General features: G+C 61.0%; 20 protein-coding genes. 18 read left to right on the top strand and 2 right to left on the bottom strand.

The window, feature by feature from the left end; all coding sequences use genetic code 11:
- The first annotated feature begins 1,224 nt into the window (after positions 1–1,224).
- Both MA09_RS25490 and MA09_RS22065 read left to right on the top strand, forming a co-directional pair.
- Complete coding sequence (locus tag MA09_RS25490; protein WP_267872593.1) at positions 1,225–1,353, top strand: hypothetical protein; 129 nt, start codon at positions 1,225–1,227, stop codon at positions 1,351–1,353.
- Positions 1,350–2,981 carry a GMC family oxidoreductase gene (locus MA09_RS22065; RefSeq protein WP_036253176.1) on the top strand — a complete coding sequence of 544 codons (1,632 nt, stop codon included), beginning with the start codon at positions 1,350–1,352 and terminating at the stop codon, positions 2,979–2,981. Before MA09_RS25490 ends, MA09_RS22065 begins: the two co-directional genes overlap by 4 nt.
- A gap of 36 nt (positions 2,982–3,017) precedes the next feature.
- Here MA09_RS22065 and MA09_RS24340 read toward each other — a convergent pair whose 3' ends face one another.
- Positions 3,018–3,515, bottom strand: a complete 498-nt coding sequence (locus MA09_RS24340) for a DUF3592 domain-containing protein (protein WP_161783248.1) — start codon at positions 3,513–3,515, stop codon at positions 3,018–3,020.
- A 295-nt stretch (positions 3,516–3,810) separates the two neighbouring features.
- On the opposite strand from MA09_RS24340, the gene MA09_RS22055 reads away from it, so the two are divergent.
- The 15 genes from MA09_RS22055 (at position 3,811) to MA09_RS21985 (ending at position 17,793) form a co-directional block, all read left to right on the top strand.
- The gene (locus tag MA09_RS22055; RefSeq protein WP_036253172.1) at positions 3,811–4,632 is read left to right on the top strand and encodes an alpha/beta fold hydrolase; all 822 of its coding nucleotides are present in this window, start codon (positions 3,811–3,813) and stop codon (positions 4,630–4,632) included.
- A 429-nt stretch (positions 4,633–5,061) separates the two neighbouring features.
- On the top strand, positions 5,062–5,832 hold the full coding sequence (locus tag MA09_RS22050) for a TSUP family transporter (protein ID WP_036253171.1): 771 nt from the start codon (positions 5,062–5,064) through the stop codon (positions 5,830–5,832).
- Between the two features lie 190 nt (positions 5,833–6,022).
- Entirely contained in the window at positions 6,023–7,957 is a 1,935-nt protein-coding gene (mnmG, locus tag MA09_RS22045; RefSeq protein WP_036253169.1) for a tRNA uridine-5-carboxymethylaminomethyl(34) synthesis enzyme MnmG, read from the top strand.
- Complete coding sequence (gene rsmG / locus MA09_RS22040) at positions 7,954–8,601, top strand: 16S rRNA (guanine(527)-N(7))-methyltransferase RsmG (RefSeq protein ID WP_036253167.1); 648 nt, start codon at positions 7,954–7,956, stop codon at positions 8,599–8,601. The genes mnmG and rsmG overlap by 4 nt, the downstream gene beginning before the upstream one ends.
- A 136-nt stretch (positions 8,602–8,737) precedes the next feature.
- On the top strand, positions 8,738–9,508 hold the full coding sequence (locus tag MA09_RS22035; RefSeq protein ID WP_036253165.1) for a ParA family protein: 771 nt from the start codon (positions 8,738–8,740) through the stop codon (positions 9,506–9,508).
- Between the two features lie 34 nt (positions 9,509–9,542).
- Positions 9,543–10,415, top strand: coding sequence for a ParB/RepB/Spo0J family partition protein (locus MA09_RS22030; protein WP_036253163.1), 873 nt, complete (start codon positions 9,543–9,545; stop codon positions 10,413–10,415).
- Between the two features lie 325 nt (positions 10,416–10,740).
- Positions 10,741–11,079 carry an ATP synthase subunit I gene (locus MA09_RS22025; protein ID WP_036253161.1) on the top strand — a complete coding sequence of 113 codons (339 nt, stop codon included), beginning with the start codon at positions 10,741–10,743 and terminating at the stop codon, positions 11,077–11,079.
- Positions 11,080–11,081: 2 nt separating this feature from the next.
- The gene (gene atpB / locus MA09_RS22020; RefSeq protein WP_036253159.1) at positions 11,082–11,918 is read left to right on the top strand and encodes a F0F1 ATP synthase subunit A; all 837 of its coding nucleotides are present in this window, start codon (positions 11,082–11,084) and stop codon (positions 11,916–11,918) included.
- An 86-nt stretch (positions 11,919–12,004) separates the two neighbouring features.
- On the top strand, positions 12,005–12,250 hold the full coding sequence (gene atpE, locus MA09_RS22015; protein ID WP_036253157.1) for a F0F1 ATP synthase subunit C: 246 nt from the start codon (positions 12,005–12,007) through the stop codon (positions 12,248–12,250).
- Positions 12,251–12,326: 76 nt separating this feature from the next.
- On the top strand, positions 12,327–12,797 hold the full coding sequence (locus MA09_RS22010) for a F0F1 ATP synthase subunit B (protein WP_036253155.1): 471 nt from the start codon (positions 12,327–12,329) through the stop codon (positions 12,795–12,797).
- Positions 12,798–12,799: 2 nt separating this feature from the next.
- Positions 12,800–13,333: a F0F1 ATP synthase subunit delta gene (locus MA09_RS22005; RefSeq protein ID WP_036253153.1), complete on the top strand. Its 534-nt coding sequence runs from the start codon at positions 12,800–12,802 to the stop codon at positions 13,331–13,333.
- A 76-nt stretch (positions 13,334–13,409) separates the two neighbouring features.
- Positions 13,410–14,951, top strand: a complete 1,542-nt coding sequence (gene atpA, locus MA09_RS22000; protein WP_036253151.1) for a F0F1 ATP synthase subunit alpha — start codon at positions 13,410–13,412, stop codon at positions 14,949–14,951.
- Positions 14,952–15,007: 56 nt separating this feature from the next.
- Positions 15,008–15,883, top strand: coding sequence for a F0F1 ATP synthase subunit gamma (atpG, locus tag MA09_RS21995; protein ID WP_036253149.1), 876 nt, complete (start codon positions 15,008–15,010; stop codon positions 15,881–15,883).
- A 54-nt stretch (positions 15,884–15,937) separates the two neighbouring features.
- A complete protein-coding gene (gene atpD / locus MA09_RS21990) occupies positions 15,938–17,341 on the top strand; it encodes a F0F1 ATP synthase subunit beta (RefSeq protein WP_036253147.1) in 1,404 nt (467 codons plus the stop codon).
- Positions 17,342–17,370: 29 nt separating this feature from the next.
- Positions 17,371–17,793 carry a F0F1 ATP synthase subunit epsilon gene (locus MA09_RS21985; protein ID WP_036253145.1) on the top strand — a complete coding sequence of 141 codons (423 nt, stop codon included), beginning with the start codon at positions 17,371–17,373 and terminating at the stop codon, positions 17,791–17,793.
- A 53-nt stretch (positions 17,794–17,846) separates the two neighbouring features.
- On the opposite strand, the gene MA09_RS21980 is transcribed toward MA09_RS21985, so the two are convergent.
- A complete protein-coding gene (locus MA09_RS21980) occupies positions 17,847–18,548 on the bottom strand; it encodes a hypothetical protein (protein WP_152594760.1) in 702 nt (233 codons plus the stop codon).
- A 228-nt stretch (positions 18,549–18,776) separates the two neighbouring features.
- Between MA09_RS21980 and MA09_RS21975 the strand changes: the two genes are divergently transcribed.
- Positions 18,777–19,139 carry a hypothetical protein gene (locus MA09_RS21975; RefSeq protein ID WP_152594759.1) on the top strand — a complete coding sequence of 121 codons (363 nt, stop codon included), beginning with the start codon at positions 18,777–18,779 and terminating at the stop codon, positions 19,137–19,139.
- Positions 19,140–19,157: the final 18 nt, after the last annotated feature.

Below are 19,157 nucleotides of genomic sequence, written 5' to 3'. Positions count from 1 at the left end.
GGGCAGCGCAGCGCTTCAGGGTATTAGTTAACTAAAGTTTGTATATAAAGCTGGTAGTAGATAGTAAACGCGGCCTCTTCTGTTGATAACTCGCGTTTACTCCACAGTATCAGGGGTTTACGCGAGCGTTTACCGGCTGAACAAAGCGTGTGTGGCGTTTGAACGAAACTTGGACAGTTTTCGCGTGACGCAGGAATGGTCGCGTTCTGCACAAGCGATCCTGTGGATATACCTCGACTTTTCCACAGTCGCGCCAGCAAACATGCGCTGAACAGCGGTTTGGCAGCCAGTCTGCGGACAGCTGGTGGTCTGCAGCCGATGCGCGTGACAGTGCAGGCCAGGTGGTGGCGAACAGTGTTGTTGGTCGGCAAGTGTTCAGGCTGACGCGAACAGGGCGGATCCGCGCTCTTGGTTTTATTGTTGTAGTAAACAAGTTTGTATACAAACTGGTAGTAATAGTAAACGCGCAATTTGGTGTGGATAAGAAGAGTTTTCTCCACAGCGTCAATGGTTTACGAGCACGTTAACCTGCTGTACAAGGCTTGTGTTTGAACTGGAGGAAACTTGGACAGAATTCAGGCACACCGGGTTAACGGGTTGTTCTGCACATTCGTTCCTGTGGATATCCCAGCGGTTTTCCACAGATGAGCTCGAAGGCGAGCCGTTTGCAGGGCAGAGGTGCACTGCAAACCGTCCAGAGGCGCTGACAAGCTGTCGAGCTGGTGCGCTGCCAATGCGCATGCATTGATGTCGCCAGGCCTGTCGGCATCGAGGGTGGGGACGGTGCTCAGCTTCTGATCGACTTGACTGCCGGCGAGCTTGCATCCGGGATGTCAGCCACTGTGAGAGCTTGTGCCTGTCGCTGAGAGTTGGTGGATGTCGACAGAGTGCCACGGTGGCAAAAAATTTTTTTTTAAAAATGTTCTGAAGGTTTACAACCAACATTTGTATACAACGGTAGTAGTAGTGGTTAACGCCAGCCCCAGCTTGTGGACAAAACAGTTAACGCTCGAAAAATCATGTGCTTATCGAGCGTATAAGCCAGTGCACCACTGGCGCGTGAAGGCAGTGCAAAAACTGGACAAGATTTTGCGCATCCCTAAACTCCCTCAGTTCTGCACAAAACAGACCTGTGGATATCAAGAGCCTTATCCACAGGTGGGCTCTGGACTTCCGTTTACGATCTGGTAAGCTTGCCTCAACGAATGATGAACGGAGGGCCTGGTGGATCTCGACGCGCTGTTTCGTAAGCCTTTGCCACGTGAACCGAAGTGCGGCGGTTCGCGTTCGCTGTGCCATGACGATCATGGCGAGCGCGGCAATGCCAGCGTCGTCCGGGAACGCCAGCCTTGACCTCCGCTGGCCAGTACGACTACATCGTCGTCGGCGGGGGCACGTCGGGCTGCGTGCTGGCGAACCGGCTGACACGTCACCCCGGCGTCGAAGTCCTGCTGCTGGAAGCGGGCGGCCGTGACGATTACATGTGGATCCACATCCCGGTCGGCTACCTGCATTGCATCGGCAATCCGCGTACGGACTGGCTGCTGCGCACCGAGGCCGATCCCGGCCTGCACGGCAGGGCCCTGATCTACCCGCGGGGCAAGGTACTGGGCGGCAGTTCGTCGATCAACGGCATGATCTACATGCGCGGCCAGCCTGCGGATTACGAGCGTTGGGCGATGGTCGCGGGCGATGATTCCTGGCGCTGGGAAGAGGTGCTGCCGCTGTTCAAGCGCAGCGAGGACCATTACCTGGGGGCGAGCGAACTGCATGGCGCCGGCGGCGAGTGGCGGGTGGAAAAGCAGCGGCTGTCATGGAAGATCCTGGACACGTTTCGTGAAGCGGCGCTCCAGACCGGCATTCCGAAAATCGATGATTTGAACGCCGGTCTTGGCGAAGGTTCCGCCTATTTCGAGGTGAACCAGCGGCGCGGCATCCGCCTGAATACGGCGAAGGCTTTCCTGAAACCGGCCTCGAAACGGCCGAACCTGACCATCATGACCGGCTGCCACGTCGAACGCCTGCTGTTCGAGGACACGGAGCAGGGCAAAGTCTGCACCGGCGTCCAGTTCACCGGCGGCGGACAGGCTTTTACGGCAACGGCGCACCGCGAGACCCTGCTGGCGGCTGGCGCGGTGGGTTCGCCCCAGATCCTCCAGCTGTCCGGCATTGGCGATGCGAGCGAACTCCAGCGCCATGGCATCGCACCGCGCATGGATCTGCCCGGCGTCGGCGGCAACCTGCAGGACCACCTGCAACTGCGCATGATTTTCAAGGTCCGGGGCGTGAAAACCCTGAACACGAGTGCCACCAACTGGTTCGGGAAGAGTCTTATCGGGCTGGAATATGCGTTTTTCCGGAGCGGCCCGATGTCGATGGCGCCGTCCCAGCTGGGTGCTTTCGCCAAGTCCTCGCCGGACCTGGCTGCGCCGAATTTGCAGTACCATGTCCAGCCTTTGTCGCTGGACAAGTTCGGCGATCCGCTGCACCGTTTTTCGGCCTTCACGGCCAGCGTGTGCAACCTGCAGCCGACATCAAGGGGGCACGTGCGCATTGCCTCCGGCGACAGCTATGCACCACCGAAGATCACGCCGAACTACCTGAGCACCGAGGCCGACCGCAAGATCGCGGCAGCGGCGCTGGCGCTGACGCGTCGGATCGTGTCCGCCCCCGCGCTGGCCAAATACCGTCCCGAAGAGTTCATGCCTGGCCCGCAATACCAGAGCGAGGAAGAACTTGCCCATGCAGCAGGGCTGGTCGGCACCACGATTTTCCATCCCGTCGGCACTTGTCGCATGGGCAGGACAGACGATCCGCTGGCGGTCGTGGACAGCCGCTTGAGGGTGCGTGGCATCGGCAAACTGCGTGTCGTCGATGCCTCGATCATGCCCTTCATCACCTCCGGGAATACGAATTCCCCGACCATCATGATTGCGGAAAAGGCGGCGCGGGACATCCTTGCCCAGCGTGAGAGCCTCTGACATGGCCAGGAGCTGAGCACGTATGCAAGAGGACGCTCAGCCTTGTCGTCTGGAACCCGTTGCGCCTCTCTTGAGGAGAAGGATCCCGGCTGCCAGAAGAACGATCGCTGACGCCAGGAAAACAAGATCCGAACAATCCACACCATCGACATCGATGATGGATTTTTCTGGATCGGACGGATCGTAGCGAATCGCGACCTTGGCGCCCGGCTGGAACCGTCCCAACAGGGCATGGGCAAGCTGCTTGTCCCGATAGCAGGCCACCCTGTTCTCCAACGACAGTCTGCTGGATGCGAAAGCCTTGTTATCGATGACGTACTGGTAACGCAACTGAACACACCAGGCACCGGACTTGACGCGCCTGCTCACATCGCTGCTCAGGACTTCAGCGTGCATGGCTGGCCACCACGCCGACCGCAGTTTGTCGATGCATCGATTAAAAGTGAACAATCCGAGTGCCAAGGCAAACAGAATGACGAGCCAGCCGATGCATCGTTCTTTCAGAGGAGGGGATGACGGCTTTTCAATACCCACATTGGCTTTCTTGTTTGACTCGACAGCAGGACGGTACCTGCCAGTGTAGCAGGGGGGCAGACGTGCAAGAAGCACAAGCGGCATGCGCCGAGATGGCGCGTCCGCACTGCGCAGGGGTTTGTTCGCTCTGCTGGATCTGTCGAATGCCCTGGTGATGGTCTACCTGTATTGATTGTCTGCGTTCTCTTGTTCTGGCGTGGTATTGTTGGCGAGATAGGTGTATTGCTCGCATGTCGCCGCAGAATGGCAGCAGGCGCGTGACCCAAACGGCTGCACCCTGGCTACCGGAGTAATCATGGACCTGGAATCCCACTACGTCGACGTCCACGGCCTGCGTCTGCACTACGCCAGTGCGGGCGAGGGCCCGGCCGTCATCCTGCTGCACGGCTTTCCTGATACCCATGCGCTCTGGCGTTTCCAGATGCCGGCCCTGGCGGCGGCGGGCTGGCGTGTCATCGCGCCGGACATGCGCGGTTATGGCAAGACCGACGCGCCTCACAGCATCGGCGCGTATGCGATCGAGTTCCTGTGCTGCGACATCCTCGGCCTGATGGACAGGCTGGGCCTGGAAAAGGCCGCGCTCGTCGGCCACGACTGGGGCGGGGCGGTCGGCTGGCAGCTGTGCATGAACGCGCCGCAGCGCTTCGAGCGTTTCGTGGCCCTGTCCACCGGGCACCCGGCAGCGATCGCCAATGCCGGTCTGGCCCAGCAGATGCGTCTCTGGTATATCCTGGGTTTCTTGATGCCGGTGGTTGCCGAAGCTGCGATCCGCGCCAACGACTGGTTCTTCCTGCGTCAGGTGGCGCCGAGCCGCGACCAGATGGCGCTCTGGCGCGCCGCGCTGGAACCGGAAGGGCGCCTCACCGCGGCGCTGAACTACTACCGCGCCAACCTCAAGCTGGGCCGGCCACACCATTGGTGTCCGGTCGAAGTGCCGGTAATGGGTGTCTGGAGCGACCATGACCCGGCACTGGGCGAGAAGCAGATGCGGGATACCCGCCACCACTGCCGCGCCGGTTTCCGTTATGAGCGCCTGAGTGGGGCGGGGCACTGGATGCAGGTTACCGCGGCCGGCCCTCTCAACGCGCTGTTGCTCGATTTCCTGCGCTCCCCCTAGATGCGACAAGGCACTAGCGTGTAGTTGCGTAGATCGCGCGTGCGTCGCACGGGTGAGCTCGCGCGGATTGTTGCCGAGCAGCCTGGTCTGCAGCATGGCGCCTGCTGCAAGAAGGTCGAGGTCGGTTTCGTGGATGCCGACTTGGCGCAGGCGCGTTTCGATCCCCGTCATCTTGGTTCGTTGTTGCATCGCAGCACGTAGTGTTTGGCCCCTTGCTTCCTCGCTGCCGGCGGCAAGCCCAACGTCGGAGCGGCATTGGGGACGGCCATGTCGGCTTACCCAGCGCAGCGACGCTCCGCAAGCAGCATGTCTTTCGTTTGCTTGGTGGTCGACGCTTAACCCATCGGGCTTGTGACTTGGCGGCAGTTTGATGCTGGAAGGCAGGGCTCTGCCGTACAATGCAGCCTCTGCATTCCTCCAGTGTTTCCCATGATTGATTTTGCTTGGCTTGGCGTGGCTGCTTTCACCGCCGGCCTGGTCGATGCCGTTGTCGGTGGCGGCGGCCTGATCCAGATTCCCGCGATTTTTTCGGTTTTGCCCAGAGAGGTTCCTGCGACACTGCTGGGGACGAACAAGTTTGCCAGCATCTTCGGCACCGGTGCCGCGGCCGTGAATTACGCGCGGCGGGTGAGGGTGGCCTGGAGCACCGCAGCGCCGGCCGCGCTGGCGGCCTTTGTGCTGTCCTTCGCCGGCGCATGGACGGTCACTCGCGTGCCGGCAGATTTTGTACGTACACTGCTGCCGATCATCCTCGTTGCCGTCGCGGTCTATACCTTCAAGAAGAAAGACCTTGGCGCCGTGCATGCGCCCGTGCATAGCGGCTTGGCCGAGCGCTACTGGGCCATCGGCATCGGTGCCGCCATCGGCTTCTACGACGGCTTCTTTGGTCCGGGTACCGGCAGTTTCTTGATCTTCCTGTTCGTGCGTTTCTTCGGGTTCGATTTCCTTGGCGCATCGGCGGCGGCCAAGATTGTCAACGTCGCCTGTAATTTTTCGGCCTTGCTGTGGTTCGGTTATAGCGGCCACCTGCTGTGGCAACTCGGCCTGATGATGGCAGGGTGCCAGATTGCGGGGTCGCTGGTGGGTACCAAGCTGGCGCTGAAGCACGGCAGCGGTTTCGTGCGTAAGTTGTTCCTCGTGGTCGTATCTGGCTTGATCCTGAAGACGGCCTACGATGCTTTCAAGACGATAGGGTGGTGATTGTTCCACGTGAAACAGCAAAGCCGGGTCTGCCCGGCTTTTTTGTTTTTGTTCCACGTGAAACATTCGCAAGCCCGTTGTGCTAATTGTTCCACGTGAAACAAAAATGTCGTTTTCAGCTCCTCAAAAGCTTCCACAAGAAAAAAGAATCTATAATCGCGCATTAGACTCCTCGCCTCACTCTTCCATCATGCTATTTCCAACTGAATTCGACGTCATCGTCGTCGGCGGCGGCCATGCCGGTACCGAGGCCGCACTCGCGTCGGCACGCACGGGGCAGAAGACCTTGCTGCTGACCCACAATATCGAGACCCTGGGCGCCATGTCGTGCAACCCATCGATTGGCGGCATCGGCAAGGGCCACCTCGTCAAGGAAGTCGACGCACTCGGCGGCGCCATGGCGATTGCCACCGACGAATCGGGCATCCAATTCCGTATCCTGAATTCGTCCAAGGGCCCGGCCGTGCGCGCTACCCGCGCCCAGGCCGACCGCATGCTGTACAAGCAGGCGATCCGCTCGCGCCTGGAAAACCAGCCGAACCTGTGGCTGTTCCAACAGGCCGTCGAAGACCTGATGCTGGAAGGCGACCGTGTCGTCGGCGCCGTCACGCAGGTCGGATTGAAGTTCCGTGCCCGCGCCGTGGTGCTCACGGCCGGCACTTTCCTCGACGGGAAGATCCACGTCGGCCTGCAGAATTACTCGGGCGGCCGTGCCGGCGATCCGCCAGCGGTCTCGCTGTCGAGCCGTTTGAAGGAACTCAAGCTACCGCAGGGCCGCCTGAAGACCGGCACGCCGCCGCGTATCGATGGCCGCAGCATCGACTTCACGGTCCTGTCGGAACAGCCGGGCGACCTCGATCCGGTGCCGGTGTTCTCGGTGATGGGCAATGCTGCCATGCACCCGCGCCAGGTGCCGTGCTGGGTCACGCACACCAACGAGAAGACCCACGAGATCATCCGTCACGGTCTCGATCGCAGCCCCATGTACACGGGCGTGATCGAAGGCGTCGGTCCGCGCTATTGCCCGTCGATCGAAGACAAGATCCACCGTTTTGCCTCGAAAGAGTCGCACCAGATCTTCCTGGAGCCGGAAGGCCTGACGACCAACGAGTTCTACCCGAACGGGATCTCGACCAGCCTGCCGTTCGACGTGCAGCTGGACCTGGTGCGTTCGATGCGGGGCATGGAGAACGCCTTCATCTTGCGCCCGGGCTATGCGATCGAGTACGACTACTACGATCCGCGCGGCCTGAAGGCTTCGCTGGAAACCAAGGCGATCAAGGGCCTGTTCTTCGCCGGCCAGATCAACGGCACCACTGGCTACGAAGAAGCAGCCGCGCAGGGCCTGCTCGCCGGCCTCAACGCCGCGTTGCAAACCCAGGGCAAGGATGCCTGGACGCCGGGCCGCTCGGAAGCCTACCTCGGGGTGCTGGTCGACGACCTGACCACGCAGGGTGTGGCCGAGCCTTACCGCATGTTCACCAGCCGCGCCGAATACCGCCTGTCGCTGCGCGAAGACAACGCCGACATGCGCCTGACCGAGATCGGCCGCAAGCTCGGGATCGTGGGCGATACCCAGTGGGCAGCCTTCGAGAACAAGCGTGAGTCGGTGGCCCGCGAGCTCGAGCGGCTGCGTTCGACCTGGGTGAACCCGCGTATCCTCGCTGGCGCAGAATCCGAGCGCGTGGTGGGGCAGGCAATCGAGCGCGAATACAACCTGGCCGACCTGCTGCGCCGTCCGGGCGTGCAGTACGACACCCTGATGACCATGACCGGGCTCGAAGGCCAGGCGCTGGCCGGACCGGGCGTGGAAGACCCGGCGGTGAAAGAGCAGATCGAAATCCAGCTGAAGTATGCCGGCTACATCGACCGCCAGGCGCGCGAAGTCGAGCGTCATGACCACTACGAGAACCTGAAGCTGCCCGAAAACCTGAACTACCTGGAGATCGCCGCATTGTCGATCGAGGTGCGCCAGAAGCTGGATAAACAGCGTCCGGAAACCCTGGGCCAGGCTTCGCGCATCTCGGGTGTCACCCCGGCGGCGATCTCGCTGCTGCTGGTACACCTGAAAAAACGCGGCGCCAAGGGCTTTACCAACAACGCCACCGTGGAGCAGGCTGAATGAAGTTTTTCGACCGCGCCGCCCTGGCGCAAGTGCTGGCCGACGGCATCACCGCGATGACGCTGGACGTATCGGCCGCACAGCAGGAAAAACTGCTGGATTACCTGGCGCTGATGAACAAGTGGAACAGCGTCTACAACCTGACCTCCCTGCGCGACCCGATGCAAATGGTGACCCACCACCTGCTCGATTCACTCGCCGCAGTTCCCGCTTTTGCGGATGCCCGCAACGTGCTGGACGTCGGGGCAGGGGGCGGATTGCCCGGCGTCGTGCTGGCAATTTGCCGTCCAGGCATGAAAGTGTCGATGATCGACACGGTCCACAAGAAAACCGCATTCCTCAAGCAGGTCAAGGCGGAACTCGAACTGGCCAACGTCACCGTGTACACGATGAAGGTGCAAGAGCTCGAGGTGAACGACAAATTCGACGTCATCACCTCGCGGGCTTTCGCGGACCTGTCGGATTTCCTGGAGTGGTCCGGTCACTTGCTGGCCGAGGGCGGGAAATTCATCGCCTTGAAAGGCACGGCTCCGGCGGAAGAGCAGGAGCGGGTGCCGGCAGAATGGAAAGTGACGGGTTTGCAGCCATTGCAGGTGCCGAGACTCGGTGCAGAGCGTCACCTGGTGTTTGTCGAGAGATCAAACTAAACAGAATAAATCGTATAAACAGTTTATATCGTTTATAAAGTATGAATCATTAAAATGGTTTGTACGGTATGAACGGTATGGCCTCTTCTCATTGGTCTGACTGCTCCCATTTAATAGAACCGCGGAAAAAGAATAGATGGCGAAGATTTTTTGCGTAGCGAACCAGAAGGGCGGGGTCGGCAAGACCACCACCACCGTCAACCTGTCGGCAGGGCTGGCCAAGCTGAACCAGCGCGTGCTGCTGGTCGACCTCGACCCCCAAGGCAATGCCACGATGGGCGCGGGCATCAACAAGGCGTCGCTCGAAGGCTCGATCTACCAGGTGCTGCTGGGTGAGCTTGACGTGGCCACGGCGCGCATTCGTTCCGAGTCGGGACGCTTCGACGTGCTGCCGGCCAACCGCGAGTTGGCCGGGGCCGAAGTCGAAATGGTCGCGCTCGAGAACCGCGAACGCCGCCTGAAGGAGGCACTGGCGGCGGTGGACAAGGACTACGACTTCATCCTGGTCGACTGCCCGCCGGCGCTGTCGCTGCTCACGCTGAACGGCCTGTGCGCCGCCCATGGCGTGATCATCCCGATGCAGTGCGAGTACTATGCGCTCGAAGGCCTGTCCGACCTGGTCAACACGATCAAGAAGGTGCACGCCAACCTGAACACCGACCTGCGCATCATTGGCCTGCTGCGGGTGATGTTCGATCCGCGCATGACCTTGTCGCAGCAGGTCTCGAGCCAGCTCGAGCAGCACTTCGGCGACAAGGTGTTCAAGACCATCATCCCGCGCAACGTGCGCCTGGCCGAGGCGCCGTCCTACGGCATGCCCGGCGTGGTGTTCGATCCGTCCTCGAAAGGCGCACAGGCGTACATCGCCTTTGGCGGCGAGATGGTCGAGCGCATCAAGACCATGTGATTAAAATATAAGCACCGAAAGCTGACACACACAAATGGCAACCAAAAAACTCAAGGGCCTCGGCCGCGGCCTCGACGCACTGCTCGGCGGCGACAGCCAGCCGGCACCTAGTAAAGCGCCCTCGTCGCTGCCGGTCACACAGATCCAGGCCGGCAAGTACCAGCCGCGTACGCGCATGGACGAAACCTCGCTGAGCGAGCTGGCCGCCTCGATCAAGACCCAGGGCATCATGCAACCGGTGCTGGTGCGTCCGCTGGAGGAGGGTGCCCCGGTTCCGTACGAGATCATCGCCGGCGAGCGCCGCTTCCGCGCCGCCCAGATGGCCGGACTCGAAGAGATCCCGGTGCTGGTGCGCGAAGTCGACGACCAGTCGGCCGCCGCCATGGCCCTGATCGAGAACATCCAGCGCGAAGACCTGAACCCGCTGGAAGAAGCGCAGGGCATCCAGCGCCTGATCAACGATTTCAGTTTTACCCACGAGCAGGCCGCCGCCGCCGTCGGCCGTTCGCGCAGCGCGGTATCGAACCTGCTACGCCTGATCAACCTGGCCCAGCCTGTGCAGACCATGCTGATGGCCGGCGACATCGACATGGGGCACGCCCGTGCCCTGCTGGCGGTCGACAGCGCGCACCAAATCACCCTCGCCAACCAGGTCATCGCCAAGCGCCTGTCGGTGCGCGAGACCGAGAAGCTGGTCGCCCGCGCGCTCGAAGAACAGTCGAGCCCAGCAACGCCGGCGCGCGCCAAGGAAAAGCCGGGCGACATCGTGCGGCTCGAAGAAGAGCTGTCGGACAAATTGGCCACGCCCGTGATGTTCAAGATGGGCACGAAGGGCAAGGGGCAGTTGATCATCGACTTCGCCGACCTCGATATCCTGGACGGCGTGCTGGCCCGCCTGCGCGCCTGAAATTGTGTCTTGACGTGCGTCGGGCGGCGCTGCCCGATGCCCGTGCGAATGACGTATGCATGCCACGTTCGCTCGAGGAACCGACTGCCGGAGCGCCCGCCCGGCAGAGCCAGCCAAGCTAGGCCAGTCAGTACCAACTCATCAGTTAAGTGACTGAAAATACGGGAATTTCCCTAACTCTCATGTTGCTTCCATCACATCTTTACGCCGCAGTTATAAGCGCGGAATCGTTTGACTCGCGTCCGTATAACCACTTATAATTCCGCTGATTCATGTAATTACCACATCGTAACTGTCCGATTGCGCGGCGAGAAACCAGAACAACATGTTGCGCATCGTCTCCCTGCAATTGATCGCTACAGTCGTCGCGGGCCTGATCGCCGCACTGCTGGGGGGAAGGGCTGCGATGTTTTCGGCAGTACTGGGCGGCTTATGTTGTGTCGTGCCCAACGGCATCATGGCAGTGCGCTTGTTCGCCGCCACTGCAAAACCGGGCGGGGCAAACCCCGTCACGTTTTTCATCTGGGAATTTATAAAGATTGCTCTCACGCTGGCGCTGCTGGGTGTCACAGCGTGGCTGTACCGCGATCTGAACTGGCTGGCACTACTGGCCGGGTTCATTGTGGCGCTGAAAAGTTACATATTCTTACTATTTAGGCATTGAAAATGGCGACTCCAACCGCAGACGGCGCAGCGCACGCGCCCACCGCTTCAGAATACATTCGGCACCACCTCGGCCACCTGTCGAACAAGCACCAGGACTTCGTGGTCGATTTCTCGGTTCTCAATTTCGACACGCTGTTCTGGTCGATCGCCATGGGCGTCACCGGTTGCATGTTGATGTGGCTGGCCGCTCGCCGCGCCACTGCAGGCGTGCCGGGCCGCTTCCAGAGCTTCGTCGAAATGTTGTTCGAGATGGTCGACGACCAGGCGAAGGCCATCGTTCACGGTGACCGCAGTTTCATCGCCCCGGCAGCGCTGACCGTGTTTGTTTGGGTCGCCTTGATGAACGCCTTGGATCTTTTGCCGGTCGACATGTGGTCGTGGCTGTTTGCAGCCTTCGGCGTGGAACACATTTTCCCATATCACCGCGTGGTCCCGACCGCCGACCTGAACGCGCCGCTCGGCATTGCGCTCGGCGTGCTGGCGCTGATGTTCTATTACAGCATCAAGGTCAAAGGCGTGGGCGGCTGGCTCCACGAACTGTTCGCAGCACCGTTCGGCATCATGATGGCGCCGTTCAACCTGCTGCTGAACATCATCGAATACGCAGCAAAGACCGTGTCGCTCGGTATGCGACTGTTCGGCAACATGTTCGCCGGCGAGCTGCTGTTCCTCTTGATCGCACTGCTGGGCGGTACCGCGACCATGTTCGGTTTCGTCGGCCACGTCATTGCTGGTTCCATCTGGGCGATCTTCCACATCCTGATCGTGCTCCTGCAAGCATTCATCTTCATGATGCTGACGCTGGTGTATCTCGGTCAGGCCCATGAAGGCCACTGATCGGCGCCGCAAGCATCGAACGAATGTGGTTGTAACGAAGTTGTAGTTTTTATCTAGTTTTTAATTTTTAACTTTTTGGAGTAATCATGACTGACGTTTCTTTTGTTGCACTGGCTTGCGGTTTGATCATCGGCCTGGGTGCTATCGGCGCATGTATCGGTATCGCAATCATGGGCGGTAAGTACCTGGAAGCTTCGGCACGTCAGCCTGAACTGATGAACACCCTGCAGACCAAGATGTTCCTGCTGGCTGGTCTGATCGATGCGGCATTCCTGATCGGCGTTGGTATCGCCATGCTGTTCGCGTTCGCAAATCCGTTCACCCCGACCTAATTGCCGGGAAGTCTGGTTTTGAATGGCCGAACCGATTCCGGTTCGGCATCCGTGTTTCTGTAAGAAGGATACAACCGTGAACCTTAACGCAACCCTGATTGCCCAGTTCGTGGTCTTCTTCATCCTGGCGATGTTCACGATGAAATTCGTGTGGCCGCCACTGATGAAAGCGCTCGACGAGCGCGCCGAGAGGATCGCAAATGGCCTGGCCGCTGCCGACCGTGGCAAGGCCGACCTGGCCGCCGCCGAAAAGCGTGTGCAGACCGAACTGGCCGGCGCCCGTGACGAAGTCCAGAAGCGCATCGCCGACGCGGAAAAGCGCGCTGCCCAGATCATCGACGCAGCCAAGGCAACCGCTGCCGAAGAAGCCGCCCGTATCGTCGCCGCCGCTCAGGCCGACGCCGAGCAGCAAGTGACCCGTGCCCGCGAAGAACTGCGTGCCCAGGTGGCCGCACTGGCAGTGCAAGGCGCCGAGCAGATCCTGAAGCGTGAAGTGAACCCAGCGGTCCACGCCGACCTGCTGTCGAAACTGTCGACCGAGCTCTGATCATGGCTGAACTCGCAACCGTCGCCCGCCCTTACGCCGAAGCGCTGTACCGTGTCGCCCAGTCGGGCGACGTGGCCGCCTGGTCGGCCGTCACTGCCGAATTGGGCCAGATCGGCGCCAATCCGGAAGTGCAGGCTTTCGCCGCCAACCCGAAGGTCACCGCCGCCCAGCTGGCCGACACGATTGCGTCCCTGGTCAAGTCGCCGCTGAACGCTGAAGCGAAGAACTTTATCGCGATGCTGGCCGAAAACGGCCGCGTCAACCTGCTGCCCGAAATCGCCGCCCAGTTCGCGGCACTGAAGAACGCCAACGAAGGTGCCGCCGATGCGGCGATCTTCAGCGCCTTCGAAATCTCGGGTGACCAGCTGGCCCAGCTGGTCGCTACGCTGGAAAAGAAATTTGGCCGCAAGCTGAACCCGACGGTGACAGTGGATCCTTCGCTGATCGGTGGTGTGCGCGTGGTCGTCGGCGACGAAGTGCTCGATACCTCGATACGCGCTAAGCTGCAACAGATGCAAGTTGCGCTGGTCTCGTAATCGACCGCTATCTAGCAGCACGCGCCGGCCCTAGCGCCCTTGCCCTACGCATCAAAAACATTTGGAGTTAGCACTCATGCAACTTAATTCTTCTGAAATCAGCGAACTGATCAAGAGCCGCATCCAGGGTCTGGAAGGTTCGGCTGAAGTTCGCAATCAAGGCACGGTGATCTCCGTCGCCGACGGTATCTGCCGCATCCATGGTCTGTCGGACGTGATGCAGGGCGAGATGCTGGAATTCCCTGGCAACACCTTCGGCCTGGCGATGAACCTCGAGCGCGACTCCGTCGGCGCCGTCATCCTGGGCGCCTACGAGCACATCTCGGAAGGCGACAACGTCAAGACCACCGGCCGTATCCTGGAAGTGCCGATCGGTCCGGAACTGCGTGGCCGCGTGGTCAACGCACTGGGCCAGCCGATCGACGGCAAGGGTCCGATCGCTACCACCCTGACCGCGCCGATCGAAAAGATCGCCCCAGGCGTCATCGCCCGTGAATCGGTCTCGCAGCCGATGCAGACCGGTATCAAGTCGATCGACGCGATGGTGCCGATCGGCCGTGGCCAGCGCGAGCTGATCATCGGCGACCGCCAGACCGGCAAGTCGGCCGTGGCTGTCGACGCGATCATCAACCAGAAGGGCCAGGGCGTCACCTGCGTGTACGTCGCAATCGGCCAGAAGGCATCGACCATCAAGAACATCGTCCGCTCGCTGGAACAGCACGGCGCGATGGAGTACACCATCGTTGTCGCCGCTTCCGCTTCGGAATCGGCCGCAATGCAGTACATCTCGGCCTACTCGGGCTGCGCGATGGGCGAATACTTCCGCGACCGCGGCGAAGACGCACTGATCGTCTATGATGATCTGTCGAAGCAGGCAGTTGCCTACCGCCAGATTTCGCTGCTGCTGCGCCGCCCACCGGGCCGCGAAGCTTACCCGGGCGACGTGTTCTACCTGCACAGCCGTCTGCTCGAGCGCGCCGCACGCGTGAACGCCGACTACGTCGAGAAGTTCACCAACGGCGCCGTCACCGGCAAGACCGGTTCGCTGACCGCACTGCCGATCATCGAAACCCAGGCAGGCGACGTCTCGGCATTCGTCCCGACCAACGTGATTTCGATTACCGACGGCCAGATCTTCCTGGAGACCTCGCTGTTCAACGCCGGTATCCGTCCTGCGATCAACGCAGGTATCTCGGTGTCGCGCGTCGGTGGCGCTGCCCAGACCAAGGTCATCAAGGGCCTGTCGGGCGGTATCCGTACCGACCTGGCGCAGTACCGTGAACTGGCTGCGTTCGCGCAGTTCGCCTCGGACCTGGACGAATCGACCCGCAAGCAGCTGGACCGCGGCGCCCGCGTGACCGAACTGCTGAAGCAGCCGCAGTTCTCGCCGCTGTCGACCTCGCTGATGGCCGCATCGCTGTTCGCCGTCAACAAGGGCTACCTGGACGACATCGAAGTCAAGAAAGTGCTGCCGTTCGAGCACGGCCTGCACAACTTCCTGAAGTCGAGCCACGCCGCCCTGCTGTCGAAGATCGACGAAACCAAGCAACTGGACAAGGACGGCGAAGCTGCGCTGGCCGCCGCCATTGCTGATTTCAAGAAATCCGGCGCATATTAATCGTCAAGCCGGCGTCGTGTGAGCACGGCGCCGGTGCGCGGAAGGAGTAAGGACTCATGGCAGTAGGCAAAGAGATTCGTGGCAAGATCAAGAGCGTAGAAAATACGAAGAAGATCACCAAGGCGATGGAAATGGTCGCCGCATCGAAAATGCGCAAGGCGCAGGACCGCATGCGCGCCGCCCGTCCCTACAGTGACAAGGTTCGTGCAATCACCGCCAATCTTGCCGGCGCAAACCCGGAGTACACCCACCCGTTCATGGCGCAAGCCAAGGACGTGCAGGCCAAAGCTGTCGGCTTCATCGTCGTCACGACCGACAAGGGTCTGTGCGGCGGCATGAATACCAACGTGCTGCGCCAGGTGACCCAGAAGGCGCGCGAAGTGGAACAGGCAGGCAACCGCGTCGAGGCAGTCGCCATCGGCAACAAGGGCCTGGGTTTCCTGAACCGCATGGGCATGAAGCTGGTCTCGCAAGCGACCCAGCTCGGCGATACCCCGCACCTGGACAAGCTGATCGGGCCGGTCAAAGTGATGCTGGATGCGTACCAGGAAGGCAAGCTCGACGCTGTCTACCTGTGCTACACCAAGTTCATCAACACGATGAAGCAGGAACCGATGGTCGAGCAACTGCTGCCGCTGCCGGCCAAGCACATGGAAGCGGAACAGGGCGGTCACAGCTGGGACTACATCTACGAACCGGAAGCGGCCGTCGTCATCGACGAACTGCTGGTGCGTTACGTGGAAGCGCTGGTGTACCAGGCGGTTGCAGAAAACCTGGCGTCCGAGCAGTCGGCGCGCATGGTCGCGATGAAGGCCGCGAGCGATAACGCCGGCAGTGTCATCAGCGACTTGAAGCTGGTCTATAACAAGACCCGCCAGGCAGCGATTACCAAAGAACTCTCCGAGATCGTGTCGGGTGCGGCTGCTGTCTAAGCGCCCCTGACTGGTCAAAAGTAAAAGAATTTAACTATATCTGAAGGAACGAAAATGGCTGATGGCAAAATCGTTCAGTGTATCGGCGCAGTGGTCGACGTGGAATTCCCGCGTAACGCCATGCCGAAAGTGTACGACGCACTGAAAATGGAAGGCTCCGAACTGACCCTGGAAGTCCAGCAGCAGCTGGGCGACGGCGTGGTCCGTACCATTGCACTGGGCAGCTCGGAAGGCCTGCGTCGCGGCATGATCATCCAGAACACCGGCAACCCGATCATGGTTCCGGTCGGCACCCCGACCCTGGGCCGCATCATGGACGTGCTGGGCAACCCGATCGACGAATGCGGCCCGGTCAGCCACGAGCGCATGGCATCGATCCACCGCGAAGCGCCGGCCTACGACGAGCTGTCGCCATCGACCGACCTGCTGGAAACCGGCATCAAGGTGATCGACCTGGTCTGCCCGTTCGCAAAAGGCGGTAAGGTCGGCCTGTTCGGCGGCGCCGGCGTCGGCAAGACCGTCAACATGATGGAACTGATCAACAACATCGCGAAGGCGCACTCGGGTCTGTCCGTGTTCGCCGGCGTGGGTGAGCGTACCCGTGAAGGTAACGACTTCTACCACGAGATGGCGGACGCCAAGGTCGTCGACCTGGAAAACCCGACCAACTCGAAGGTGGCGATGGTCTACGGCCAGATGAACGAACCGCCGGGCAACCGTCTGCGCGTCGCACTGACCGGCCTGACCATGGCGGAAGCGTTCCGTGACGAAGGCAAGGACGTTCTGTTCTTCGTCGACAACATCTACCGTTACACCCTGGCCGGTACCGAAGTGTCGGCACTGCTGGGCCGTATGCCGTCCGCGGTGGGCTACCAGCCGACCCTGGCCGAAGAAATGGGCCGCCTGCAAGAGCGTATTACCTCGACCAAGACCGGTTCGATCACCTCGATCCAGGCCGTGTACGTCCCTGCGGATGACTTGACCGACCCGTCGCCGGCAACCACCTTCGCCCACCTGGACTCGACCGTCGTTCTGTCGCGTGACATCGCTTCGCTGGGTATCTACCCGGCAGTGGACCCGCTGGACTCGACCTCGCGCCAGCTGGACCCGCTGGTCGTCGGTGAAGAGCACTACGCCACCGCGCGCGCCGTGCAGGGCACCCTGCAGCGCTACAAGGAACTGCGTGACATCATCGCGATTCTGGGCATGGACGAACTGGCGCCGGAAGACAAGCTGGTCGTCGCACGCGCTCGCAAGATGCAGCGTTTCCTGTCGCAGCCGTTCCACGTCGCTGAAGTGTTCACCGGCTCGCCGGGCAAGTACGTTTCGCTGAAGGACACGATCAAGGGCTTCAAGATGATCGCGTCGGGCGAACTGGACCACCTGCCGGAGCAGGCCTTCTACATGGTCGGCACCATCGAGGAAGCAATCGAAAAGGCCAAGAAACTGGCTGCCTAAGCCGGCTTCTTCCCACCTGAAAGACAGACATGGCAAACACGATTCAAGTGGACGTGGTCTCGGCCGAAGAGCAGATCTTCTCCGGCCAGGCCGAATTCGTCGCGCTGCCGGGTGAAGCGGGTGAGCTGGGTATCTACCCACGCCACACCCCCCTCATCACGCGCATCAGGCCAGGTGCTGTACGAATCCAGGTAGCCGGCGGCGGCGAAGAGTTCGTCTTCGTCGCGGGCGGTATCCTCGAAGTGCAGCCGAACGGCGTGACCGTGCTGGCCGACACCGCGATCCGCGGTGGCGACCTGGACGAAGCGAAGGCACTGGAAGCAAAGAAGCAGGCCGAAGAGATGATGCTGAACAAGGAGTCGAACATCGACTACGCGAAAGCCCAGGCCGAAATGGCCGCGGCGATCGCGCAGCTGGCGGCGATCCAGAAGCTGCGTTCGAAAGGACGCTGAGCAGCATCCGCTTTGCGGAACGAGAAAGGCAGCCTGCGGGCTGCCTTTTTATTTCACCCTGGCCAATAACGAAGGGAAGGCGCCCGCCGCCGGTATGCGGCGACCAGCGCAATCAAGCCCGCCGCCAGCATGCCTGCGCCTGTGGGTTCCGGCACGACGCTAACCTGGACGCTCACGCTGTCGGCCTGGCCTCGGTCACTCCAGGTAACCGGAATATCGGGATCGAGCGGCAACATGGAAATATTGACCCGTCCCGTGATCATCTCTCCGCCGAGCAGTTTCGGAGCGAATGGATCCTCGCCGAAGCTGCCTTCTGGCCCATTTACCCAAGCATCGACGGAAACGAAGTAGCCTACGGGTTCAGGGAGGTCGACCGTCCTGTAGCTGATCCCGTGCAGGTAACCGTTTGAACTCCATGCGAACAGGGTGCTGTCATTGCTATCCGTGAAGCCAATAGTCCTGCCGTCCACCGTGAAGGAGTAGGAAACCTCGGCCGGTAAGCTATAGCACCAGTTTTCGCCGCACCAGTCTTGCGTGTCATCCGGGTCGACAACGGTGTCGATCGTCAGGGAGAATGGAAGCGGGCCCTCGGGGTAGGCGTCGAAGTCGATCACCCCCATTTGCTGGAGAAGGAAGGGATTGGCGTCCAGCTGGCCGCTCATCTGCGTCGTGATACGAACCGGTTCGGCCGCCGCCAGGGGCAGGGAAAGAGGCAGGGCAAGCACGACCGGGAACAGTAGCCTGGAAGGGTTCATGGTACGCTCCCGAAGTGGTACCGGGCCAGTATAGGCCGATCGATCCGACACCGCGTCGCGCTTTCCTATGCGTTGCGCAAAAGCTGCAATATTGCCCGCTAGCTATTCTTTGCTCGACCTGGCGGTGATATGCCGCACGCACCGTCGACGCAAGGTTGCATGGCGCACTGATGGCCGCCTGGTTCGGCCTTAGCATGGGTCGATCGCCACACTTGCGACGAGCCGACCATGGCAACTGCTCCACAACAAAACGACGAAGGGACTGTGTCGCACGAAGCATCCTTCGGCCGCACCCTCTACCGCTTCCTCTTCTTCGACTGGCTGTTCCGCGATGTGAGCGCCGCGCGCGACCTGTACGAACGCCACGCCGCGCGCGAGCATAACCGGCGCATGAGCCGCTACCTGCCGGTCTACATGCGGCGCTGGTCGGTGCTGGCCACCTTCGACTTCGCCCTCGGCTTCCTGTTCGAGCGGGTCATGTCCGCCACGATGCTGTCGGCCCTGTTCTTCACCGGCTCCTGCGTGACCGTCACCGGCATCGTCGTGATGACCGTGACCTGGCTGTTCCTCACCTACGCCAAGCTTTCCTAGTCGGTCCAGGCCTCCCGT

This window comes from Massilia sp. BSC265 (assembly GCF_000740675.1).
Lineage (GTDB): Bacteria > Pseudomonadota > Gammaproteobacteria > Burkholderiales > Burkholderiaceae_D > Telluria.
Note: the sequence above shows the minus strand (reverse complement) of the source record. Positions and strands in the feature narration are given on the sequence as shown.

Excerpts from the sequence above, each read along its gene's own strand:
- MA09_RS22055 (WP_036253172.1), top strand. The coding sequence starts at position 3,811 with ATGGACCTGGAATCCCACTACGTCGACGTCCACGGCCTGCGTCTGCAC.
- MA09_RS22050 (WP_036253171.1), top strand. The coding sequence starts at position 5,062 with ATGATTGATTTTGCTTGGCTTGGCGTGGCTGCTTTCACCGCCGGCCTG.
- mnmG (WP_036253169.1), top strand. The coding sequence starts at position 6,023 with ATGCTATTTCCAACTGAATTCGACGTCATCGTCGTCGGCGGCGGCCAT.
- rsmG (WP_036253167.1), top strand. The coding sequence starts at position 7,954 with ATGAAGTTTTTCGACCGCGCCGCCCTGGCGCAAGTGCTGGCCGACGGC.
- MA09_RS22035 (WP_036253165.1), top strand. The coding sequence starts at position 8,738 with ATGGCGAAGATTTTTTGCGTAGCGAACCAGAAGGGCGGGGTCGGCAAG.
- MA09_RS22030 (WP_036253163.1), top strand. The coding sequence starts at position 9,543 with ATGGCAACCAAAAAACTCAAGGGCCTCGGCCGCGGCCTCGACGCACTG.
- MA09_RS22025 (WP_036253161.1), top strand. The coding sequence starts at position 10,741 with ATGTTGCGCATCGTCTCCCTGCAATTGATCGCTACAGTCGTCGCGGGC.
- atpB (WP_036253159.1), top strand. The coding sequence starts at position 11,082 with ATGGCGACTCCAACCGCAGACGGCGCAGCGCACGCGCCCACCGCTTCA.
- atpE (WP_036253157.1), top strand. The coding sequence starts at position 12,005 with ATGACTGACGTTTCTTTTGTTGCACTGGCTTGCGGTTTGATCATCGGC.
- MA09_RS22005 (WP_036253153.1), top strand. The coding sequence starts at position 12,800 with ATGGCTGAACTCGCAACCGTCGCCCGCCCTTACGCCGAAGCGCTGTAC.
- atpA (WP_036253151.1), top strand. The coding sequence starts at position 13,410 with ATGCAACTTAATTCTTCTGAAATCAGCGAACTGATCAAGAGCCGCATC.
- atpG (WP_036253149.1), top strand. The coding sequence starts at position 15,008 with ATGGCAGTAGGCAAAGAGATTCGTGGCAAGATCAAGAGCGTAGAAAAT.
- atpD (WP_036253147.1), top strand. The coding sequence starts at position 15,938 with ATGGCTGATGGCAAAATCGTTCAGTGTATCGGCGCAGTGGTCGACGTG.
- MA09_RS21985 (WP_036253145.1), top strand. The coding sequence starts at position 17,371 with ATGGCAAACACGATTCAAGTGGACGTGGTCTCGGCCGAAGAGCAGATC.
- MA09_RS21980 (WP_152594760.1), bottom strand. The coding sequence starts at position 18,548 with ATGAACCCTTCCAGGCTACTGTTCCCGGTCGTGCTTGCCCTGCCTCTT.
- MA09_RS21975 (WP_152594759.1), top strand. The coding sequence starts at position 18,777 with ATGGCAACTGCTCCACAACAAAACGACGAAGGGACTGTGTCGCACGAA.